This is a genomic window from Flavobacterium anhuiense (genome assembly GCF_900101855.1).
Taxonomy (GTDB): Bacteria; Bacteroidota; Bacteroidia; order Flavobacteriales; family Flavobacteriaceae; genus Flavobacterium; species Flavobacterium anhuiense.
The window spans coordinates 650,094-669,631 of sequence record NZ_FMVC01000001.1; the positions used below are offsets into that span (position 1 = coordinate 650,094).

21 protein-coding genes are annotated in these 19,538 nt (G+C 32.9%); 1 reads left to right on the plus strand and 20 read right to left on the minus strand.

Features of this window, described 5'->3' with window-relative positions:
* On the minus strand, positions 1-1,200 hold the full coding sequence (locus tag BLP44_RS02790; protein WP_091129089.1) for an ABC transporter permease: 1,200 nt from the start codon (positions 1,198-1,200) through the stop codon (positions 1-3).
* 1 nt (position 1,201) lies between these two features.
* Positions 1,202-1,594 carry a 30S ribosome-binding factor RbfA gene (gene rbfA / locus BLP44_RS02795; protein WP_008465852.1) on the minus strand — a complete coding sequence of 131 codons (393 nt, stop codon included), beginning with the start codon at positions 1,592-1,594 and terminating at the stop codon, positions 1,202-1,204.
* A 124-nt stretch (positions 1,595-1,718) separates the two neighbouring features.
* On the opposite strand from rbfA, the gene BLP44_RS02800 reads away from it, so the two are divergent.
* The gene (locus tag BLP44_RS02800) at positions 1,719-2,138 is read left to right on the plus strand and encodes a CBS domain-containing protein (RefSeq protein WP_008465851.1); all 420 of its coding nucleotides are present in this window, start codon (positions 1,719-1,721) and stop codon (positions 2,136-2,138) included.
* A gap of 29 nt (positions 2,139-2,167) precedes the next feature.
* Here BLP44_RS02800 and BLP44_RS02805 read toward each other — a convergent pair whose 3' ends face one another.
* The 18 genes from BLP44_RS02805 to BLP44_RS02890 form a co-directional block, all read right to left on the minus strand.
* Complete coding sequence (locus tag BLP44_RS02805) at positions 2,168-3,421, minus strand: murein hydrolase activator EnvC family protein (protein WP_091129092.1); 1,254 nt, start codon at positions 3,419-3,421, stop codon at positions 2,168-2,170.
* 24 nt (positions 3,422-3,445) lie between these two features.
* A complete protein-coding gene (locus tag BLP44_RS02810; protein WP_008465848.1) occupies positions 3,446-4,225 on the minus strand; it encodes a lipoprotein insertase outer membrane protein LolB1 in 780 nt (259 codons plus the stop codon).
* Entirely contained in the window at positions 4,226-5,584 is a 1,359-nt protein-coding gene (locus BLP44_RS02815; protein ID WP_091129093.1) for a tetratricopeptide repeat protein, read from the minus strand.
* 48 nt (positions 5,585-5,632) lie between these two features.
* Positions 5,633-6,649, minus strand: coding sequence for a sugar phosphate nucleotidyltransferase (locus BLP44_RS02820; protein WP_091129097.1), 1,017 nt, complete (start codon positions 6,647-6,649; stop codon positions 5,633-5,635).
* 56 nt (positions 6,650-6,705) lie between these two features.
* The gene (gene dut, locus BLP44_RS02825; protein ID WP_008465845.1) at positions 6,706-7,140 is read right to left on the minus strand and encodes a dUTP diphosphatase; all 435 of its coding nucleotides are present in this window, start codon (positions 7,138-7,140) and stop codon (positions 6,706-6,708) included.
* Between the two features lie 27 nt (positions 7,141-7,167).
* Entirely contained in the window at positions 7,168-8,628 is a 1,461-nt protein-coding gene (locus tag BLP44_RS02830) for a lipopolysaccharide biosynthesis protein (protein WP_008465844.1), read from the minus strand.
* 96 nt (positions 8,629-8,724) lie between these two features.
* The gene (locus BLP44_RS02835; RefSeq protein WP_008465841.1) at positions 8,725-9,171 is read right to left on the minus strand and encodes a GNAT family N-acetyltransferase; all 447 of its coding nucleotides are present in this window, start codon (positions 9,169-9,171) and stop codon (positions 8,725-8,727) included.
* 665 nt (positions 9,172-9,836) lie between these two features.
* Positions 9,837-10,697 (minus strand): ATP synthase F1 subunit gamma, encoded by an 861-nt coding sequence (gene atpG / locus BLP44_RS02840; protein WP_008465839.1) that lies wholly within the window; start codon positions 10,695-10,697, stop codon positions 9,837-9,839.
* Positions 10,698-10,782: 85 nt separating this feature from the next.
* On the minus strand, positions 10,783-12,360 hold the full coding sequence (gene atpA, locus BLP44_RS02845; protein ID WP_008465838.1) for a F0F1 ATP synthase subunit alpha: 1,578 nt from the start codon (positions 12,358-12,360) through the stop codon (positions 10,783-10,785).
* A 37-nt stretch (positions 12,361-12,397) separates the two neighbouring features.
* Entirely contained in the window at positions 12,398-12,931 is a 534-nt protein-coding gene (atpH, locus tag BLP44_RS02850; RefSeq protein ID WP_008465837.1) for an ATP synthase F1 subunit delta, read from the minus strand.
* 4 nt (positions 12,932-12,935) lie between these two features.
* On the minus strand, positions 12,936-13,436 hold the full coding sequence (locus BLP44_RS02855; protein ID WP_091129100.1) for a F0F1 ATP synthase subunit B: 501 nt from the start codon (positions 13,434-13,436) through the stop codon (positions 12,936-12,938).
* Between the two features lie 90 nt (positions 13,437-13,526).
* Positions 13,527-13,724, minus strand: coding sequence for an ATP synthase F0 subunit C (atpE, locus tag BLP44_RS02860; RefSeq protein WP_008465835.1), 198 nt, complete (start codon positions 13,722-13,724; stop codon positions 13,527-13,529).
* Between the two features lie 34 nt (positions 13,725-13,758).
* A complete protein-coding gene (gene atpB / locus BLP44_RS02865; protein ID WP_091129104.1) occupies positions 13,759-14,934 on the minus strand; it encodes a F0F1 ATP synthase subunit A in 1,176 nt (391 codons plus the stop codon).
* A gap of 118 nt (positions 14,935-15,052) precedes the next feature.
* On the minus strand, positions 15,053-15,445 hold the full coding sequence (locus BLP44_RS02870; protein WP_091129108.1) for a hypothetical protein: 393 nt from the start codon (positions 15,443-15,445) through the stop codon (positions 15,053-15,055).
* Positions 15,446-15,501: 56 nt separating this feature from the next.
* Entirely contained in the window at positions 15,502-15,729 is a 228-nt protein-coding gene (locus BLP44_RS02875) for an AtpZ/AtpI family protein (RefSeq protein ID WP_008465831.1), read from the minus strand.
* On the minus strand, positions 15,710-16,108 hold the full coding sequence (locus tag BLP44_RS02880) for a bactofilin family protein (protein WP_008465829.1): 399 nt from the start codon (positions 16,106-16,108) through the stop codon (positions 15,710-15,712). Before BLP44_RS02880 ends, BLP44_RS02875 begins: the two co-directional genes overlap by 20 nt.
* Positions 16,109-16,120: 12 nt before the next feature.
* Positions 16,121-18,733, minus strand: coding sequence for a type IX secretion system periplasmic lipoprotein PorW/SprE (porW, locus tag BLP44_RS02885; RefSeq protein WP_091129112.1), 2,613 nt, complete (start codon positions 18,731-18,733; stop codon positions 16,121-16,123).
* A gap of 90 nt (positions 18,734-18,823) precedes the next feature.
* Positions 18,824-19,519: an ABC transporter ATP-binding protein gene (locus tag BLP44_RS02890; RefSeq protein ID WP_091129116.1), complete on the minus strand. Its 696-nt coding sequence runs from the start codon at positions 19,517-19,519 to the stop codon at positions 18,824-18,826.
* Positions 19,520-19,538 lie beyond the last annotated feature (19 nt).

Genomic DNA, 19,538 nt, shown 5'->3' on the forward strand with positions numbered 1-19,538 from the left:
TTAATCTAGTAATTTTTTACTCACTCGGCTGCTTGCAATTAGCGAAGCAATAAACCCTAAAGAGATAATTGTCGTCATTACGATGATAACATTTTCAACTGTAAAAACAACTGGATAGGCCAAGGTTGGCGTAATCATGATAAGTTCAAATTTCTGCTGTAATATCACGAGAATAATACCTAAAACAAGTCCGATCAAGCCACCAAAAACACTTAATAAAGTACCTTGAAGCAAAAATATTTTGCGTAGATCGCCAATGTCAGAGCCCAAATTGAAAAGGGTTTTAAGATTTCCTTTCTTTTCTAAAATCATCATAATCAATGCACCAATCAAATTAAAAAGTGCTACAATGATAACGAGAGTAAAAATCAGATAAACCGCGATGTTTTCGGTATTGAGCATTTTATACAAAGACTCGTTTAACTGTGCTCTATTTTTTAAAGTGATCTTATTTTTAAAAATAGAACTAAGTTTTGATTTTACAGCGTTTTCATCTGCATTTTCTTTTAATTTAAATTCTAATCCCGAGATTTGATTGTGCTTGTACATTAGCAATTCTTGCACTAAACCTAAATCTGCAAATACATATTTTGAATCTAAATCTTCGCTAATGGAGTAAATCCCAACTGGTAGAACATCGGTTTTATTGAAAGCCTCTTCGGGATTTTCGATTCCGCCTTTTCCTGGCTTTGGAGCAAAAATTTGAAGTGGATTTTCAAAATCTAAAATTCCCATGGAGAAATTTTGAGCCAAACCATAGCCAATTACAACCTGAAAACTATCCGGTTTTAGCCATTGACCATTAAAAAGTTTTTTCTTGATATCGTTAACAACTGGATATAAACTGTCAACCCCTTTTAAATACGTAACTTGCTGTTTGTCTTTGAATAAAAACAAAACACGCTCTTCTATGATTTTGGTGTAAGAAGCAACACCCTCTATTTCTTTGATTTGTTTTTCCTGATCGGGTGTAATTAAAAATGATTTTCCATAAGTACTTGTCAATTTCAAATCAGGATCGATTTCGTTTGTAAACGAAAGACTAAAAACCTTTAATCCGCTGAAAACAGATAAAACAACAAACAAAGCCATTGTACCAACAATGATTCCCATGCTGGCAATACGGTTGATGATATTGATAGCATTGTTTTTACTGCTGCTAAAAATATAACGTTTGGCTATGTATAAAGGGAAATTCAAATTATGACTTTCTTCTCTTTTCTAAAAGATCACGGTTTTCTATTGGGTTTTCTTTTCCTGCAAGTGCATTGTCAATTTTCTCTATATAATCTAGAGAATCATCTATAAAGAATACCAAATTCGGAACACGGCGCAATTGCAAACGTACACGCTGTGCCAAATCATGTTTGATTAAATTTGAATTTGTTTTTATGGCTTCTAAAGTTTCTTTGGCTTTTTCTTGCGGAAAAATGCTTAAATATACTGTCGCTATAGATAAATCTGTAGTTACACTTACTTTGGATACTGAAATTACCAAGTTTGTAATTCCGTTTTTTCTCACTTCACCTTGCAAAATGTCAACCAGATCTTTCTGAAGAACACCGCCTATTTTTTTCTGTCTATTTGTTTCCATACTGCAAAAATACTAAAATTTAGTCGTATTACATGTTCTTTTAATTCTTTTAAAAGCTGATAAAGGTCATAGCGTTTGAGGGAATTGTTTTACATATTTGATATAAATATAAAACTAATCTATCATGAAAAAAAGAGAACCAATTAGTCACATTATGACAAAAACTGTTGTGACTGCAAACGAAAAAGATGATCTTAAAACAGTGGTCGAAAAATTAAAAGCAAATACAATTCGTCACATTCCAATTGTAAGAGGCAAAGAAGTAATTGGAATTATCAGCCGAACAGATATTAACCGATTGACTTTTGGCGCTTTGTTTGAAGGTCAAGACAATGCTGATGAAGCCATATTAGAAATGTTAACCGTTCCTCAAGTAATGACTTCAAAACCAAAAACAGTTTCGTCTGATACTATAATAAGAGATTTAGCCGAAATTTTTGTAAAAGAAGATTTCCATGCTCTTCCTGTTGTTGACAATAGCGAACTTAAAGGTATCGTAACTACAACAGATGTTGTGAGGTACTTCTTAGAACAATACGATTAAAAAAGGGAGCTGAAAGCTCCCTTAAATTTTTATCTGCTTTGCAGCCATCCTTCCGGATTATTGTTTGATGTGTTTTGTAGAATCAGGAATTTAATGATTGTTTTTCCTGTATCTCCACTTGTTCTCACTCTTCCGATAGTCTGTTTAGTTGTCACTTTATCTCCTTGGCTTACCGAAACCGAACTTAAGTTTTGATATACCGTAAAGTAATCTCCATGCTGAATTACAACTGCTTTATTTACTGGCGATAATACAATAACCTTAGAAACTTCTCCAGCAAATACTGCTCTAGCGCTTGCGCCATCTTCGGTAGTAATCTCAACTCCAGAATTATGAACAGTGATTGATGGATGCAACGGGTGTGGCTGATCTCCATAACCAAGCGAAATAAATCCTTTTTCTACCGGCCAAGGCAATCTTCCCCTGTTTGCTTTAAAGTCAGCCGCCAAAATTTTATCTTCTGGCGTTAATGCAATTTTTGAAGAAGAAACCGGTGCTTTTGCTTCACTAGATCCTGGATTTGCTTTTGCTCGTTCTGCAGCTGCTTTTCTATTGGCTTCAGCAATGGCTTCACGAATTAAACGATCAATTTGTTTGTCAATTCTTTTTGCTTCACTTTGTTTTGATCTAATATCTGCAGCGATTTTATTTTTATCTTTTTTAAGCGAATTAACTAATTTCTGCTGTTCTTTTTTCTCTGCTTCAAGGGTTACTTTCTCTTTTTGATTTTCAGCAATTATCTTCTTTTTTACTTGTCTTTGCCCGTCCAGTTTAGCATTAAATTCTACTAATTGAGCCGTTTTTGACTGAATTTCAAGACCTTGGTTTTTTCTGAAAGCAGTATATTGCTTTAGATATTGTGCTCTTTTGTAAGCTTGTAAAAAACTTTCAGAAGATAAAATGAACATGGCACGACTCTGTTCAGAACGACTTTTGTACGATTTTAAAATCATCTCAGCATAATCTTCTTTTAGAACTTTTAATTCTTTTTTAAGTTTATTTACCTGAACTTGATTAATGTACATGTCGTTACTAATCAGCCTTTCTTGTTTTGCTGTTGTATTGATTAATTTCTCTTTAAGTTTAATTTTATTCGCTTGGATTAAATATTCGTTCACAGCAGATTTCTCTTTTTTTCGAACAGATTGCAACATCTTTTCGTTATCTCTGATTTCCTGCTGAATTTGAGCTTTACGCTGCTCCAGTTTTTCTTGCTGAGAATCCTGCGCCCATACAAATGTAGTGGCACAAATTAAAACTAGACTTAGGAGAAATTTTGGCATGTTTCTGTTTTTATTTTTGCAAATTTACTTAATTGTAACTTTTTTATAACCGCTTGGAACACTATACGGAAAAGAAAGCTCTTCATTAAATGAAATGTTGTTGTAATTTAAATTAATACTTGTTTTGCCTTTTGGCTGAACGGCATTGATTTCTATACTTGTCGGTAATATTCCCTGATCAAAAGTTTTAGTGTCAGAATAAGCAATTTGCAATGTTCTGTTTTCAGACGGTTGCGAAATCTCTTCTTTCTGAATTAAATATTTTTCTCCATCTAAGAAAAAAGTCTTTTTTAAATTAGCATCTTTTTCTTCGTCAAGTCTAAAAAGATTTTCTACGATTGTCTGCGTATATTTTCCTTTTCTTAAATCGTCAAAAGCTTCTCCAACCAATAGATTTTGAACTTTAGAATAATCTAAATCTGTTCCAAGCCATTTGCTTAAACTTGTAAAATCTCCTTCGTAATAAGTACTGTTTATTTTCTCATAATAACTTACTGCATCAGGAGTTATTAACGCTTTAGCCATTGTAATTCCTAAGAAACGCACACTTATTAAAATCTGTTTGTCTTTTTCGATTCTAATTTCAGCCGTAACATTTTGGCTTTGTTTTTCATCAGCGTATTTTGCACTCGCTTTTATATACAAAGTCGAAAAATCTAACTTATTGTTGTAATGTTTTTCGATTACTTTTTTGTCTTCTTTCTCTACAATGGTCTGGCTTGTATTTCCCTGCACTGCTACTGCTTTTGATTTGCATGAAATTACGGCAATAGACAATACTAGTATTGATATATATTTTTTCATCTAAATTTTATTTTTCTTTTTTAATAATTCATTTGCCTTCAAAAAGTATTCCTCTTTTTTCTTTGCATCTCCCAATCCATTGTATGCCTCTCCTAACTGAATATTAAAATTTGATTCTAATTTTACGTCATCCACTACATAATCAAGACCCATTTCTAAGACGGTTTTTGCATTTTTAAATTGTTTCTGCTGATTGCTCCCCAAACCAGCATAATAGTAAAATTGAGCCTGACTCGGATAAACTTCAATCAGCATCATGGCTCTTTTGGTCATTGGCTCGTATTGTTTTGCTTGTGCATAGGCTTCCAACAATAGCATATTGGTTTCAAGATCTGTATCTGAATTCGCTTTTAAATCTTTTTCGTAATATTTAATCGCATTTTCAAATTGTCCCTTGCTATGATAAAATTTTCCAATTTCTTTGGCAACGTCAACCTCTTTATCGTTATCAAAATAAGAAATAGCTTTTTCTAAATCGGCAGCATACTGTGGATTTTTATTTACATAAATCAAAAATTCATTCAAAGTTCTATGTTTGATTTTTGAATCGATTTTTGAACTTGCTAAAATCACATTCATCGATTTTATAGCTTTATCTGCCTGATTGGCATCTAAGTAGGTTTTGAACAAACTTACCTGTCCCCATTCTGAATTTGGAATTTCTTTTGCCAGCTGTTTTGCTACTTCAAGCGATTTCTCATTTTCATTGTTTTTTGAATACAATAAAATAAGATTCAAATAATTGGATTCTTCTTTCGGATCTTTTTTAATCTGCTGAATTAGATTATCAATTTCAGCATTCTGATATTTTCCTTGAGATAAAATCTGAGCTTTATAAATTTCGCGGTCTGAAGATTTTCCGAACTTATCGTTCATTTCATTAATCGCAATTAATGCCTTGTCATACTGATTGGTAATCATGTATAACGAAATTAAATCATCTTTATATTCTTCGTCAAAAACAATTATTTTTTGAATAATTTCAATCGCCAAAGGATAGTTTTTTGTCTCGTAACTTACATCGTAAATTCCGAGCCAGAACCATTTATTTTTAGGATCAAGCTGTGCCGCTTTTTCAAAAGCAGTCTGTGCATTTTGATATTCTTTCAGCGCAAAATAGTTTTTTCCTAACTCAAAATAAGCAACTGCATCATTGGGTTTAAGTTTAATACATTTCTCCAATGATACAATAGCTTTATCATAATTTTCAATTCCTTTTTGTTTTAATGATTCATAAAATGAGTCTTGATATTCGTCTGTTGCCATAGCAATATCCTCGGGTTCTGTCTGTGCAAAAACCGAAAATGGTGTGCCTAATAAAGCAAAAACCAATATTGTGAAAACTCTTTTTTTAATCATTTCTAAAAATTACATCTTAAACAAAACGAAACTTTCTTAATTTTTATTTTATTCTAAAACAGCGTAATCTCCAATACTGATACTTGTAAATTTGCCATCGTAACTCACATGATTTCCGATCATTGCATTATCTAAAGCGGCATTTTTAATTTGAGAATAAGTCTGAATCAAACTGTTTTTGATTGTACTGTCTGATACGTGGCATCCTTTTCCAAGCGAAACATTTGGACCGATTGTCGTATTTTTCAAAACCACATTTTCTCCAATATAACAAGGAGGGATAATAGTTGAATTTTCTAAAGTCACACCATAATCTACTAAATGCTCTCCGTCATTGTGAAGAAAACCAAGCATTCTTGTATTGGTTTCAACCGTAACATCTTTATTTCCGCAATCCATCCATTCATCAACGCTTCCAGTTTTAAAAACTTTTCCGTTTGCCATCATCGCTTTGATACCATCGTTAATCTGGTATTCTCCACCATTCTGAATATTATTATCTAAAACATTTTGAAGTTCATTTCTTAAGATTCCAACTTCTTTAAAATAATAAATTCCGATAACGGCCAAGTCGCTAACAAATTCTTTTGGTTTCTCAACCAATTCTATAATTTCATTATTCTGGTTCAGCTTAACCACGCCAAAAGCTTCTGGCTGATCTACCTGTTTTACCCAAATTACAGCATCTGCTTCTGGATCTAATTCAAAATCTGCTCTAATTAAAGTATCTGCATAAGCAATTACAGCTGGACCAGAAAGAGATTCTTTGGCACACATAATAGCGTGTCCAGTTCCTAGTGGCTGATCTTGACGATAGATTGAAGCTTTTGCTCCTAATCCTTTTGCTAGATCTTCTAAACTTGCTACAACGTCATCTCCAAAGAAAGCTTCATCTCCTAAAATAAAAGCAACTTCTTCAATTGGTTCCTTTAATATTTTTGCAATATCTTCTACTAAACGGTGTACGATAGATTTTCCTGCAACTGGAATTAACGGTTTTGGAACCGTTAACGTATGAGGCCTCAATCTTGATCCTCGGCCTGCCATTGGCACAATTATTTTCATTATTTACTTGATTTTATGTGAAGATTAAAATCTTCGTTGGGTTTGGTCATCCTATTTTATTTCACTCCAGTACTTCCAAAGCCTCCTTCACCTCTTGATGTCTCAGAAAGTGTTTCAACTTCAATCCATTCAGCTCTTTCGTGTTTTGCAATAATCAACTGCGCGATTCGTTCTCCATTTTCGATTACAAAATCGTCATTAGATAAATTTACTAAAATTACTCCGATTTCTCCTCTGTAATCTGCATCAACAGTTCCTGGCGAATTTAAAACCGTTACACCTTTTTTTGCAGCCAAGCCACTTCTTGGTCTTACTTGTGCTTCATAACCAATCGGCAACTCGATAAAAAGTCCGGTTTTTACAATGGTTCTTTCTAAAGGTTTTAACGTGATAGGTTCTATAATATTGGCACGAAGATCCATTCCTGCAGAGGCAATCGTTTCGTAATTTGGTAAATCGTGCTGTGATTTATTGATAATTTGAATTTTCATTTTTGAATATAATTTTCTTAAAACGTCTTATTTTCTCTTCATTATTCCTTTTATAGTATCTTTTTCAAAATGATATACGAGATACATAAAAGCTAAAAGCAACGGAATTCCAACATAATATTTTTCTCTAAATCCGTAAAATGAGATTATTGAAAATAATATGGAAACGCCTAAATAAGCACCAATCTTGTTCATATCATAAGGAATTGGATAATATTTATTTCCTAAAACATAAGAAATAAGCATCATGCTTCCATAAGCTGAAATAGTTGCAATTGCAGATCCGTAATAGCTATATTTCGGAATTAAGAGATAATTTAAAATCAAAGTTACAATGGCGCCCACAATAGATATGTATGCTCCAATTTGTGTTTTATCAGTAAGTTTATACCAAACCGATAAATTGTTGTAAATGCCCAAAAAGAAATTTGCCAAAATAATGAGTGGCACGACTTTCATTGCTTCCCAATATGATTTGTTGTCTAATAACAAATATTTTAAAACGTCCGCAAAAACAATTACACCCAATAAAATCAACGATCCTAAAATCACAAAATACTTGGTAATAACGGCATAAGTCTGCGGTGCGTTTTCATTTTTTGCGTGGCTAAAAAAGAAGGGCTCAATTCCTAATCTGAAAGCTGTCGCAAAAAGAACCATAAATAATCCTAATTTGTAACACGCTGAATATGCTCCAACTTCAGATTTTGCTAAATTTTCAGGAAGTAAATAACCCAACAAGATTTTATCGAAATGTTCGTTGACAGCAAAAGCCAATCCAGCAACCAAAATTGGAAGCCCGTATTTCATCATTTTTTTCCAAAGAACAGGATCGAATTTTCGTCCAAGCGAAAGATAATTTGGAGAAAGTACAATAAATGTGGCTAAACTTGCCAAAAGGTTTGCAATGAAAATATAGGCAATTTGGAAATTTTGAACATATAAATTATCCCAAATAGAATTAGGACTTGCCTCTGCCAATTTTGGAAGATATATCAAGAAAAATATATTCAGCAATAAGTTTATCACAACATTTCCAATCTTGATGGCTGCATAAACCATTGGTCTCTGATTGGCTCTAAGCTTTGAGAATGGAATTAAAACCAATGCATCTAAAACTAAAATCCAAATAGTATAAGTAATATACTGGACATCTACTTCTGCTAAATTTGCCAATGTGTTTCTAAAAATCAATCCGGCGAAAAGAAAAATTATAGAAGTCCAAAATATTGAAATGGTAGATGTTGCGATTACATTTTTCTTATCCTCTTCGGCACTATAGAATCTAAAAAATGCAGTTTCCATTCCGTAAGAAAGCACTACGTTAAAGAAAACCATCCAAGACAATACAATCGAAACTTCACCATACTCTGCTGTAGGCAAAATTCCAGTATATAATCTCACTAATAAAAAACTCAGCATTCTTGGTAAAACTGTAGCCAGTCCGTAAATTGCCGTTTGTTTGAATAGATTTTTATATAATCCCAAAATATAATTCTAATAATGTTTGTAAGACAAAAATAACCATTTCTTTTGTTTAATGGGTGCTTTTGTTGATGCAATAAAGAAAACTTCTGATTGTTTTTAAACCGTTAATTTCTTTTCGTCCAAAATTTTTACAAAATGAAATCCTCGCGGAGCGTAACCCTGATTATAATAAAATCGATGAGCACCAAAATTTCCAGTAAATGCGTCCAAAACGATACTGCTGCAATTTAATTCGATAGCTTTTTTATCAACATAATCGGTAAGCATTTTCCCGATTCCTTTAGATCGATATTCTGGATTAACAACAAAATTGTCAATCTCAAGATATTTTCCTGTCCAAAGTTTTGTAGCCGACCAGCAACCTGTTAATCCAAGACAAATATCATCTTCAAAAACTGCAATTTGAATATAATTATGCGGAAGCATTTCAGAAAGAAATGATTTATATTTTTCAAGAGAGATATTGGGATATAAAAATCGAATCGTATTGATTTGAGCTGCCATCTCATCGATAGTAGTAAGCTCTTTTATTTGTAAAGCCATTGTTTAAAAGAAATAAGATTCAAAAATAATTAAAATATAGACTAATAAAATAGACTATCATATTTGAAAAATAAATTAAACTTAACAAAAAAAGAAGAAAAGTGTTACAATATATTCTTAAATTACTTATCTTTAGATAATTATATACGCTTTTTTAACACAACATGTGAAATATATAAAATAGAGGTGAAAATTATGTAACATTTTTTTAACAGTCTTTATTTAAATTTGTTACAAAGGGAATGAGAAAGCTAGTACAACCCTTTAAAAAAAGAAAGCACTGGGACTGATAAAGCTTGTTTGTTCCCATAAAAGACAAAGCATAAGGGATTGATTCAGCTGTATTGTAACCCTAATAAAAACAGAGCACTGGGACTAATAAAGCTTGTTTGTTCCCATAAAAGACAAAGCACAAGGGATTGATTCTGCTGTATTGTAACCCTTAAAAAAACAGAGCATTGGGATTAATAAAGCTAGTTTGTTCCCATGAAAGACAAAGCACACAGAGTTAATCTGTCTATTTTTATAAAATGGTAGTGATTCTCAACTTAACTATAATTTGAGAATCACCATTTTATAAAAGTATTTTTAAAAAAGAATAAAACTTCCAATAAAAAAGAAAAGCCAGCTAATGCTGGCTTTCTTTTTATTTATTATGTAATAGATTATCCATTTAAAGCTTCTGCTCCACCAACAATTTCCAAAATCTCACTTGTAATCGCAGCCTGACGAGCTTTGTTATAAGTTAATTTTAATTGGTTTCTTAAAGCTGTTGCGTTATCTGTCGCTTTGTGCATTGCAGTCATACGCGCGCCATGCTCAGAAGCGAATGAATCGCGGATACCTTTGTATAATTGTGTTTTTAAAGACTTAGGGATTAAAGCCAGTACAATTTCTTCTTTTCCTGGTTCAAAAATATAATCTCCAGAAGTTGCAGCTTTATCAGTATTAATAGGAGCTAACGGTAAAAACTGTTCTACTTGAACAATTTGAGTTGCAGCATTTTTAAACTGATTGTAAACTAACTCAATTCTGTCATATTCTCCAGTTAAAAACTTTTGTGTCAAATCATCTGCAATTCCAGCAACATTTTCAAATGTCAAATGATCAAAAATTGCATTATGATGACCGTGAACTTTATGAGTTTTGCTTAAAGCATCACTTCCTTTTTTACCAATAGCAAAAACATCAACTTGCTTTCCTGCATAAAAATCAGTACGATTTTTAATCTCTTTAATAATATTTGAATTGAAAGCACCACATAAACCTCTGTTTGAAGTTACAGCTACTAACAATACTTTTTTTACTTCACGTTGTGTAGTGTAATCTCCTCCTACTTCACCTTCTAGTGTAGCAGAAAGATCTTGCAATAACTCTGTTAATTTCTCGGCATAAGGACGCATTGCAGTGATTGCATCTTGTGCTTTCTTAAGCTTTGCAGCAGAAACCATTTTCATAGCCGATGTAATCTGCATCGTCGATGAAACGGAAGTAATTCTATTACGGATTTCCTTTAAATTTGCCATCTATTGTAGTTGTTGGTTGTTAGTTGTTGGTTGATAGTTACTTGGATAATTCCAAAACAATCAACCAACAACCGTCAACTAATAATTAGTTATATTTTGCTGAAATTTCTTTTGCTGCTTTTTCAATAACGTCAGTAATAGCATCATCTAATTTACCAGCTTTCAAAGCGTTAAGTGTATCTTTATGTTTGCTGTTTAAGTACGCTAAGAAATCTGCTTCGAATTCTTTAACTTTATTAACAGGAACATTTCTTAATAAGTTTTTAGAACCAGCATAGATAATAGCTACTTGGTTTTCAACTGTATAAGGATCATTTAAACCTTGTTTCAAAATCTCAACGTTTCTTTTACCTTTTTCAATTACGTTTAAAGTAACAGAATCTAAGTCAGAACCAAATTTAGCGAAAGCTTCTAATTCACGGAATTGAGCTTGGTCTAATTTTAAAGTTCCAGAAACTTTTTTCATTGACTTAATTTGAGCATTACCTCCAACACGAGATACAGAGATACCTACGTTAATTGCAGGACGAACCCCAGAGTTGAACAAATCTCCATCAAGGAAAATCTGACCATCTGTAATAGAGATTACGTTTGTTGGGATATATGCAGAAACGTCACCAGCTTGAGTTTCGATAATTGGTAAAGCAGTTAATGAACCGCCACCTTTTACGATAGATTTGATAGAATCTGGTAAATCGTTCATGTTTTTAGCGATACCATCATCAGCGATTACTTTACAAGCACGCTCTAATAAACGAGAGTGTAAGTAGAAAACGTCTCCAGGGTAAGCCTCACGTCCCGGTGGTCTTCTTAATAAAAGAGAAACCTCACGGTAAGCAACAGCTTGTTTAGACAAGTCATCATAAACGATAAGAGCTGGACGACCTGAATCTCTGAAGTACTCTCCAATAGCAGCACCAGCGAATGGAGCATAAACTTGCATTGGAGCTGGGTCAGAAGCATTAGCAGCAACGATAACTGTATAAGCCATTGCTCCTTTTTCTTCTAACATTTTCGCGATTCCTGCTACAGTTGAAGCTTTTTGTCCAATTGCAACATATATACAGAATACAGGTTTTCCTGCATCGTAAAATTCTTTTTGGTTTAAGATTGTATCGATACAAACAGTTGATTTACCTGTTTGACGGTCACCAATAACAAGCTCACGTTGTCCACGACCAACTGGGATCATAGCATCAACTGCTTTTACACCTGTTTGTAATGGCTCAGTTACTGGCTGACGGAAGATAACTCCAGGAGCTTTTCTTTCTAAAGGCATTTCGTATAAGTCACCACCGATTGGTCCTTTTCCATCAATTGGAAAACCAAGAGTGTTAACTACACGTCCTACCATTTGCTCACCAACTTTAAGAGAAGCAATACGTTGAGTTCTTTTTGCTGTAGATCCTTCTTTAATTCCTGTTGATGGTCCTAATAATACAACCCCAACATTATCCTCCTCAAGATTCAATACGATACCTTCCATACCGTTATCAAATTCCACTAACTCTCCATATTGTACATTAGATAGCCCGTAAACACGAGCAATACCGTCTCCAACTTGAAGTACTGATCCTACTTCCTCTAGCGTAGCACCAGATTCAAAACCTTCTACTTGCTTTCTTAATATTGCTGAAATTTCAGCAGGTTTGATTTCCGCCATCTTAATTTATAATTTAGACACTTTTTGTGTTATAAAACTAATTACTTAACTCTCTTTTTAATACTTGTAATCTGTATGCAACAGAAGCGTTGTACTGATTATCTCCTATTCTCAAAATAAATCCGCCAATGATTGAAGGATCTACTATATTTTCAATTGTAATTTTTTTATCTGATAAAGTTGCAATTTTAGCCAAAACTTTAGCTTCTAAAGCAGCGTCCATTGGAATAGCTGTTGTAACTTTTGCTACTTGAACGCCATTATTTTCATCAAATAATTTATTGTATTCTACTGCAATTGCATCTAGAATTTCAAATCTTTTGTTTTCGAATAATAAACGGAACAAACCTTTAGTTACTCCATTTACATTTGCAAAAACTTCTAAAAGAGCACCTTCCTTAACTTCAACAGTTGTTGTTGGGTTTTGAATAAATGTACTCAATTCTTGATTAGTCTCAATTGCAGTTGCAATTGATTTCATATCGTTATTGACAGCTTCGGCAACACCTTTAGAGTTTGCTAAGTCTAGAATTGCTTTTGCATAACGAATTGCTGCTCTTGTACTTGCCATAATCTTAGTTTAACTTTACGTCACCTAACATTTTCTCAACCAATTTAGTTTGAGATTCTTTGTTAGATAATTCTTCTTTCAATAATTTTTCAGCAATACTCAATGATAGAGAAGAAACTTGAGATTTCAATTCCGCCATTGCAGCATTTTTTTCGCTTTCGATAGCTGCTTTAGCTTGGTCAATCATTTTTTGACCAACTTCTTGAGCTTCGTTTTTAGAATCAGCAATCATTTTCTCTTTCATTTCGCGAGCTTCTTTCAACATCGCGTCACGTTCAGCACGAGCTTCATTCAAAATTCTTTGATTGTCAGCTTGTAAATTTTCCATCTCTCTCTTTGCGTTTTCAGCAGAAAGCAATGCATTTTTAATACCTTCTTCTCTTGCAGTAATAGATTCCATAATTGGTTTCCAAGCAAATTTTACTAAAAGTAAAATCAATATTACCAAGATTAAAGCTTGCCAGAAGAATAATCCGAATGAAAAATCGTTAATTAACTTATCCATTTTATATAACTATATTAAATATTTAATTTCTTTTTTAAAAGTAACAACATCTTTAACCAACCGTTAAAGATGCTGTTATTTCTCTCTTTATTATTTTCCTAAGATTAAAGCAGCGAATGCTAAACCTTCTAATAAAGCCGCGATAATAATCATCGCAGTTTGAATTTTACCAGCAGCTTCTGGCTGACGAGCAATAGCGTCCATAGCAGATCCACCGATTTTACCTAAACCTAAACCTGCACCGATTACTACTAAACCAGCACCTACTAAAGTTGGAATTGTTCCCATAACTATTTATATATATAAAATTAAACTTCTAAAATTAAATAATCGCAGTTTCGTCTTCGTGGTGGTGAGCGTGATCATGATCTTGAACAGCCATACCAATAAACAATGATGATAACATTGTGAAGATAAACGCTTGTAAAAATGCAACTAAAACTTCAATAACAGAGATAAACAAAGTTAATCCTAATGAGATTGGCAAATCTGCTGCTAAATTTTTTCCAACAAAGATCATTGCAATTAAACTCATAATTACTACGTGACCTGCAGTAATGTTTGCGTATAAACGAATTAATAATGCGAATGGTTTTGTTAATGTTCCTAAAACCTCAATTGGAGCTAAGATAATTTTCATTGGAACTGGCACTCCTGGCATCCAGAAGATGTGTCCCCAATAATCTTTGTTTGCACTAAATTGAGTAATGATAAATGTAAAGGCCGCTAAACAAACTGTAATAGCAATGTTTCCTGTTACGTTGATTCCTAGTGGAGTCATTCCTAATAAGTTTAAAACCCAAACAAAGAAAAATACAGTTAATAGGTAACCCATATATTTACGGTATTTTTTCTCTCCAATATTAGGAACTGCAATTTCATCTCTGATGAAAATTACAAGTGGTTCTAAAACTCTACCAAATCCTGTTGGGATTGGTCCTTTTTTGTATGATTTTGCTAAACCAGTAAACATGAAGAACAATAATACTGATACGAAAAGCATTGAAACAACATTTTTAGTAATTGAAAAATCTAATGGTTTTTCGTTTGATGGATGACCGTGCTCATCAAAGTTGATTGTTCCGGCAGCATCTGTTTTGTAAATTTTACCGTGAACTAATTTGTAGTAGCTACCATCAACTTCTGCAACTTCTTCTCCGTGGTGTAATTTTGAAGAAGAGAAAACTTTTAAACCTCCATCAATAAGGATAACTGGTAATGAGAAACCGTAGTGTTTATTTTCTTTTTCATCTGAAAAGAAAACAAAGTCATGAGAATCTTGTAAGTGGTGATCAATAAAAGCATCCACTTTTGCCTTTGGGTCAAGAGCAACATGCTCTCCTTCTTGGTGAGCATTATGTGAAACTACTTTCTCTTCATGAGCAGTTTCAGTTTGAACATGCGTCGAGTCACTCTCTGGATTTGCAAAACCCATAATCGGTAGAGAAGCTACAAAAGCAGCAAGAATAAAGCTGAGTGGTTTGTTTGAAATCACCATATCGTGGAAAATCTTATTTTTTTACGTTTCTAAAATTTGGTGCAAAGGTACATTTTTTATTAATATTCAAAAGGATATGAAAAATTATTTTTAAACCTTGTTTTAAAGAATTGTTATTTTAAGGCTTTTCATTTAATAATCGGACAGTTAAAAGCGTCTGAAATAACAAAAACAGCACAAATGTTATAAAAAAACTGACTTTTTCAATATTGGTTTCCCCAGTTTGATTTTTTAAAATTGGCTGCAGAACTAAATAGGCTAATAACATTTGTGTAAAAGTTCCAAATAGAAATGTCATTCCAACGATTTCAAAATTCTTCTTTTTTACTACTAATAATATAAGGTATAATAAAGATGAAATTATGAAGAAGGATAAATACAGTAATTCTAAACTGTAATGAAATTTCTCCGTATTAATTTCACTAAAGAAAAAAACGGCTTTATGTAGAATATAAGTTCCTAAAGCAAGGCATAACAAATAAAAAATCGGTTTGTAATTTTTTGAAAGCATTTGAAATAATTTTTGTGCAAAGATGCAACTTTTATCTCAAGGCATTTTACTTACAACTACTTTGTTTTATTGATATCATTTACTTGTCGGATTACATTATATAATGCAACTCCAACACCGACTAGTACAAAAATGGTATTATAATACACTTTCGGGCTCGGATGTTCTTCATCAAGCCAAGTCCCGAAATAAGAGAAAACAAAAATAATGACTCCCATTTGAAATGGAATATTAATAAATGCGAGCCATTTATTTCTCCTATTATTATTCGGCTCCTTTTCCATCTTCTAGCATGATTACAGGATTCGAATGGGCAAGCATGGTACAGGTTGCTGTGAAGTCCGCTCCTGGTTCTATCGAAAGTTTTCCTACTGCCACTTCTCCGTGTATTTGAGCAGTCGATTTAATATTAAGGGTTTCTAGAACTTTTATCTTCCCGTGAAATTCTCCTTCAATATCAGCATTGTTACAAATTATTTCTCCTTTAACAGCTCCTTTGGCCCCAATCACTATTTTGCCTTGCGAAGTAAAGTTTCCTATCAATTCGCCGTCTAATCTAAAATCGGCTTTTGAGACTATATCTCCTACGATTGATGTTCCTTCAACAATTCTATTTGTTCTTCCTAATTGTTCAGTTCCGTTTTTCTTTACTTTTTCAAACATGGCGGTTAAGATTTAAGGGGTTTTCGGGGTCAAGTATGCGTCTAAATTCTTTTTGATCTGAACGATTTTGTAATTATCATTTGATATTATTATAGCCTGATCTGGGATTTTATATTTTTTATCTTCTCTGAAAACTCCAGCAATATCATTTGCGTAAGCCTCAGATTTTAAACCATGAATAACTACAAAACTTTCTGTTTTATTGTATTTATCCAAAGATGTTGTCAATCTTTCGTAATTTTCAACTAATAAAAATACTCGGATAGCTTCTTCAATTCTTTTAACGGTTTTGGTATCGTTGTTAGCAACACGATACAATATTTTCCAGTTTTTAGTATCAGTTGTTGTAAAACTAAGTTTTTCTAAAACAGGTACTTGTTTCTCAAGAATTTCTCTGGCATTTTTACCTTCTTCACTATTCGGATAATTGTCTGCCACATTCTCAAGTCCTTTTTTATAGGCTTCTAAACCATTTACTTTTCCTAAAGTATTGGCTTTTAATAATTCGTATTTTGACACAATATCGTCTCCCGAATATTGATTAATAAGGTTATCAATATTGGCTAAGATCTCGTCAAATTTCTCTTCTTCAAAAAGTTTATACCATTTTTGATATTCTTTATCGGGACTTGAATTTGGATCGTCTTCTTTATTGTTTAAAATATGGGCATATCTCGAATCTGGATATTTCGTAGAAATCTCTGCTTTTATAGCTTCTGCTTTTGCCGGATTTGTTATCTGATAAATTTTGTACAAATTGTACATCGATGGCAATACGTATTTTTCTTCAGGGTTATTTTTAAGCAACTGTTCTAGTTTGTCACTTGCCAAATTATATTCTTTAAACTTCTCCTTATATATAAGTCCCAATTGATAGTATGAAAAATTACGTTCTTTACCAATACTATCCATCGCAGCTTGCGAAGTTGGAAGCTGTTCTACATAATATGCCACAGTATATTTTTCAGGAACAATAGTGTCTTTTAGCGCATTAGCAACTTCTTTCGTATTAATAGTGTCGTTCATTGCCGCATCGTTTGCAGATTTTACTCCTGCCAATCTCCAATTTCCGCCCAATGTTCTGCTTCCCCACATTTTTTTAAACTGCAGTTTTCCATAAGCAACCGTTGTTGGGTTGTAAAAATAAAAGGTACTTGCATTATCATTTCCGCCTGGAGGCATGCCAATTCCTTCTGGTTCTACTGGTTTACCTAAAGAATTCGGATTAACAGCTCCGTTTCCTGAAAAATCTGCTTGAGAATTTCTATCAATATTGGCCAATCGCTCTTTTTCTTTTTCTTCTAAAAGACGTTTTGCTTCATCTTTCTTTTTAAGCTCGGCGATATAGTTTTCGAAATAATCTTTCTTTTCGTTTGGTGGCAGGTTGAATACCTTAATAATACTATCGTTGCGTTTTGCAATAGCTTCGTATTTAATTACGTCATCAAGATTTTTTCTGTTTTTTTCTATAAAAGCGAATTCTCTGGTTTTAGGATCCAGTTTTACCAAAGTACTGTCATAGTATTTGGCTGCCATTGAGTAATCTGTATCTTTAAAATACATATTTCCAATATTTCTATAAGCCGAAGCCATCAAATATGGGTCTTTAGATTTTCTTCCTAAAGATTTATTGTAGAACAATAGTGCATTTTCTTGATCTTTCTTTTTATCATAATAAACTCCCATTTCATAAAAAAGAACATCATAGTAAGGGCGATTTTCACGATCAGTCACCAATTTATTAAATGTCTTTAAGAAAATTGTATCATTATCTTTTCCATAATCAAACATCTGTGCTTTTTTCGCGTAAGCGTGCATCATATACTTACGATCTGCCTTTCTGTTTAAATCAATAACAGCATCATAGAAGTAAATGGCACTGTCACGTTTTCCTTCTGCCTGATACATCTGGCCAAGAATAAAACGATATCTTGCCCGTTCTTCGTTGCTTTTTGTAAATTGTTCAGCAACTCTAAGTCTAGAAACAGCGCTGTCTTTTTGTTCTAGATTCAAAAAAGCTTCTGCCAAAAGTGCATTGGCATCAGCATAAGTCTGTTTATCTAAATCTGTTTTTTTAAGTAAAATTTTGATGTTTTTAAGCGCAATTGCATCATTGCCTAAACGCATATTGGTTTTTTCGCGCCAGATTTTTGCAGTATAAATGTTATTGCTTTCTGGGTATTTATATAAAATATAATTAAATGCCTCAATTGCCGGGATAAAACGCTGGTCGTAATATCTTGCTTTTCCAAGCATTAGATACGCTTCATCCATCTGCCAGTTTCTTTCTCTTCCGCCAATATTCATAGAGTGTTTCTGAATGGCTTTTGTAGCTTTAGTCTCTGCTTTTTCAAAATCAGGATTTTTAGCTTTTTCGCCTTCAGAAAAATTTTCATCAAACTGCATTTTCTCAATTGGCAGCTGTTTCCAAAAATTATCTTCGTTATTGGCCTGAATGGATTTTAAACCTTTATCAAGACCAATTCCTCCGTTATAAAGAATATTATATTTAGTCCCAATCGAGTGAGAACTTCGAGCCAAAAAGGTATTTTTTTTGGTAGAACAAGCTATCAAAAAGAATAAAAAAATGGGAATAAAACTATATTTAAGAGTATTCTTTTTCAATAGAAAAGAGTTTAAAACACATAACTACTAAAAACTAATTTTAGTATAATCACATGTAAAAATACGCTTCTTTTTGAAATATAGAAATTCTTACACGGCAAAAAATAATTCTAGTTCTTGTAAGGTCTCTTTTGAGGTCTGAATATCTTTGACAATCTCACCTTTGTTAAGCGCAACTATTCTATCACAAACCTCTACCGTATGCTGTAAATCGTGACTTGAAACCAAAACCGTTACATTTGGATTATCGGCTAATTCTCTAATAATTTTTTTTAATCGGCTTACTGTAGTTGGATCCAAATTTGCAAAAGGCTCGTCTAAAATGACTACTTCTGGGTTTCCAATAAGCGTTGCAATAATTCCCACTTTTTTCTGATTTCCTTTAGACAGATCACGAAGGTATTTTTTGTTATTTAAAATTTCACCGTTAAAAAACTCTTCATGTTTCGCTAAAAGTGCATCAATATCTGCTTTGTTCTGATTTCGTAAATCTCCAATGAAATAAAAATATTCTTCTGGAGTCAAATATCCGATAAGGAAATTTTCATCTAAAAATGATCCTGTAAAAGATTTCCAGTTTTCACTTGTATTTACCTGAATATTATTGCTTTTAATATATCCTGTTGAAGGCTGAATAAGATCCAGAAGCAAACTGAAAAATGTTGTTTTTCCTGCTCCGTTATTCCCCACCAAGCCAAAGCTCTGTCCTTTTGGGATTTCTAAATTGCTGATGTTTAAAACTGTAGTTCCGTTATATTTTTTTGAAAGTTCATTTACTTGTATCATGATATAATTTTAGATTTTA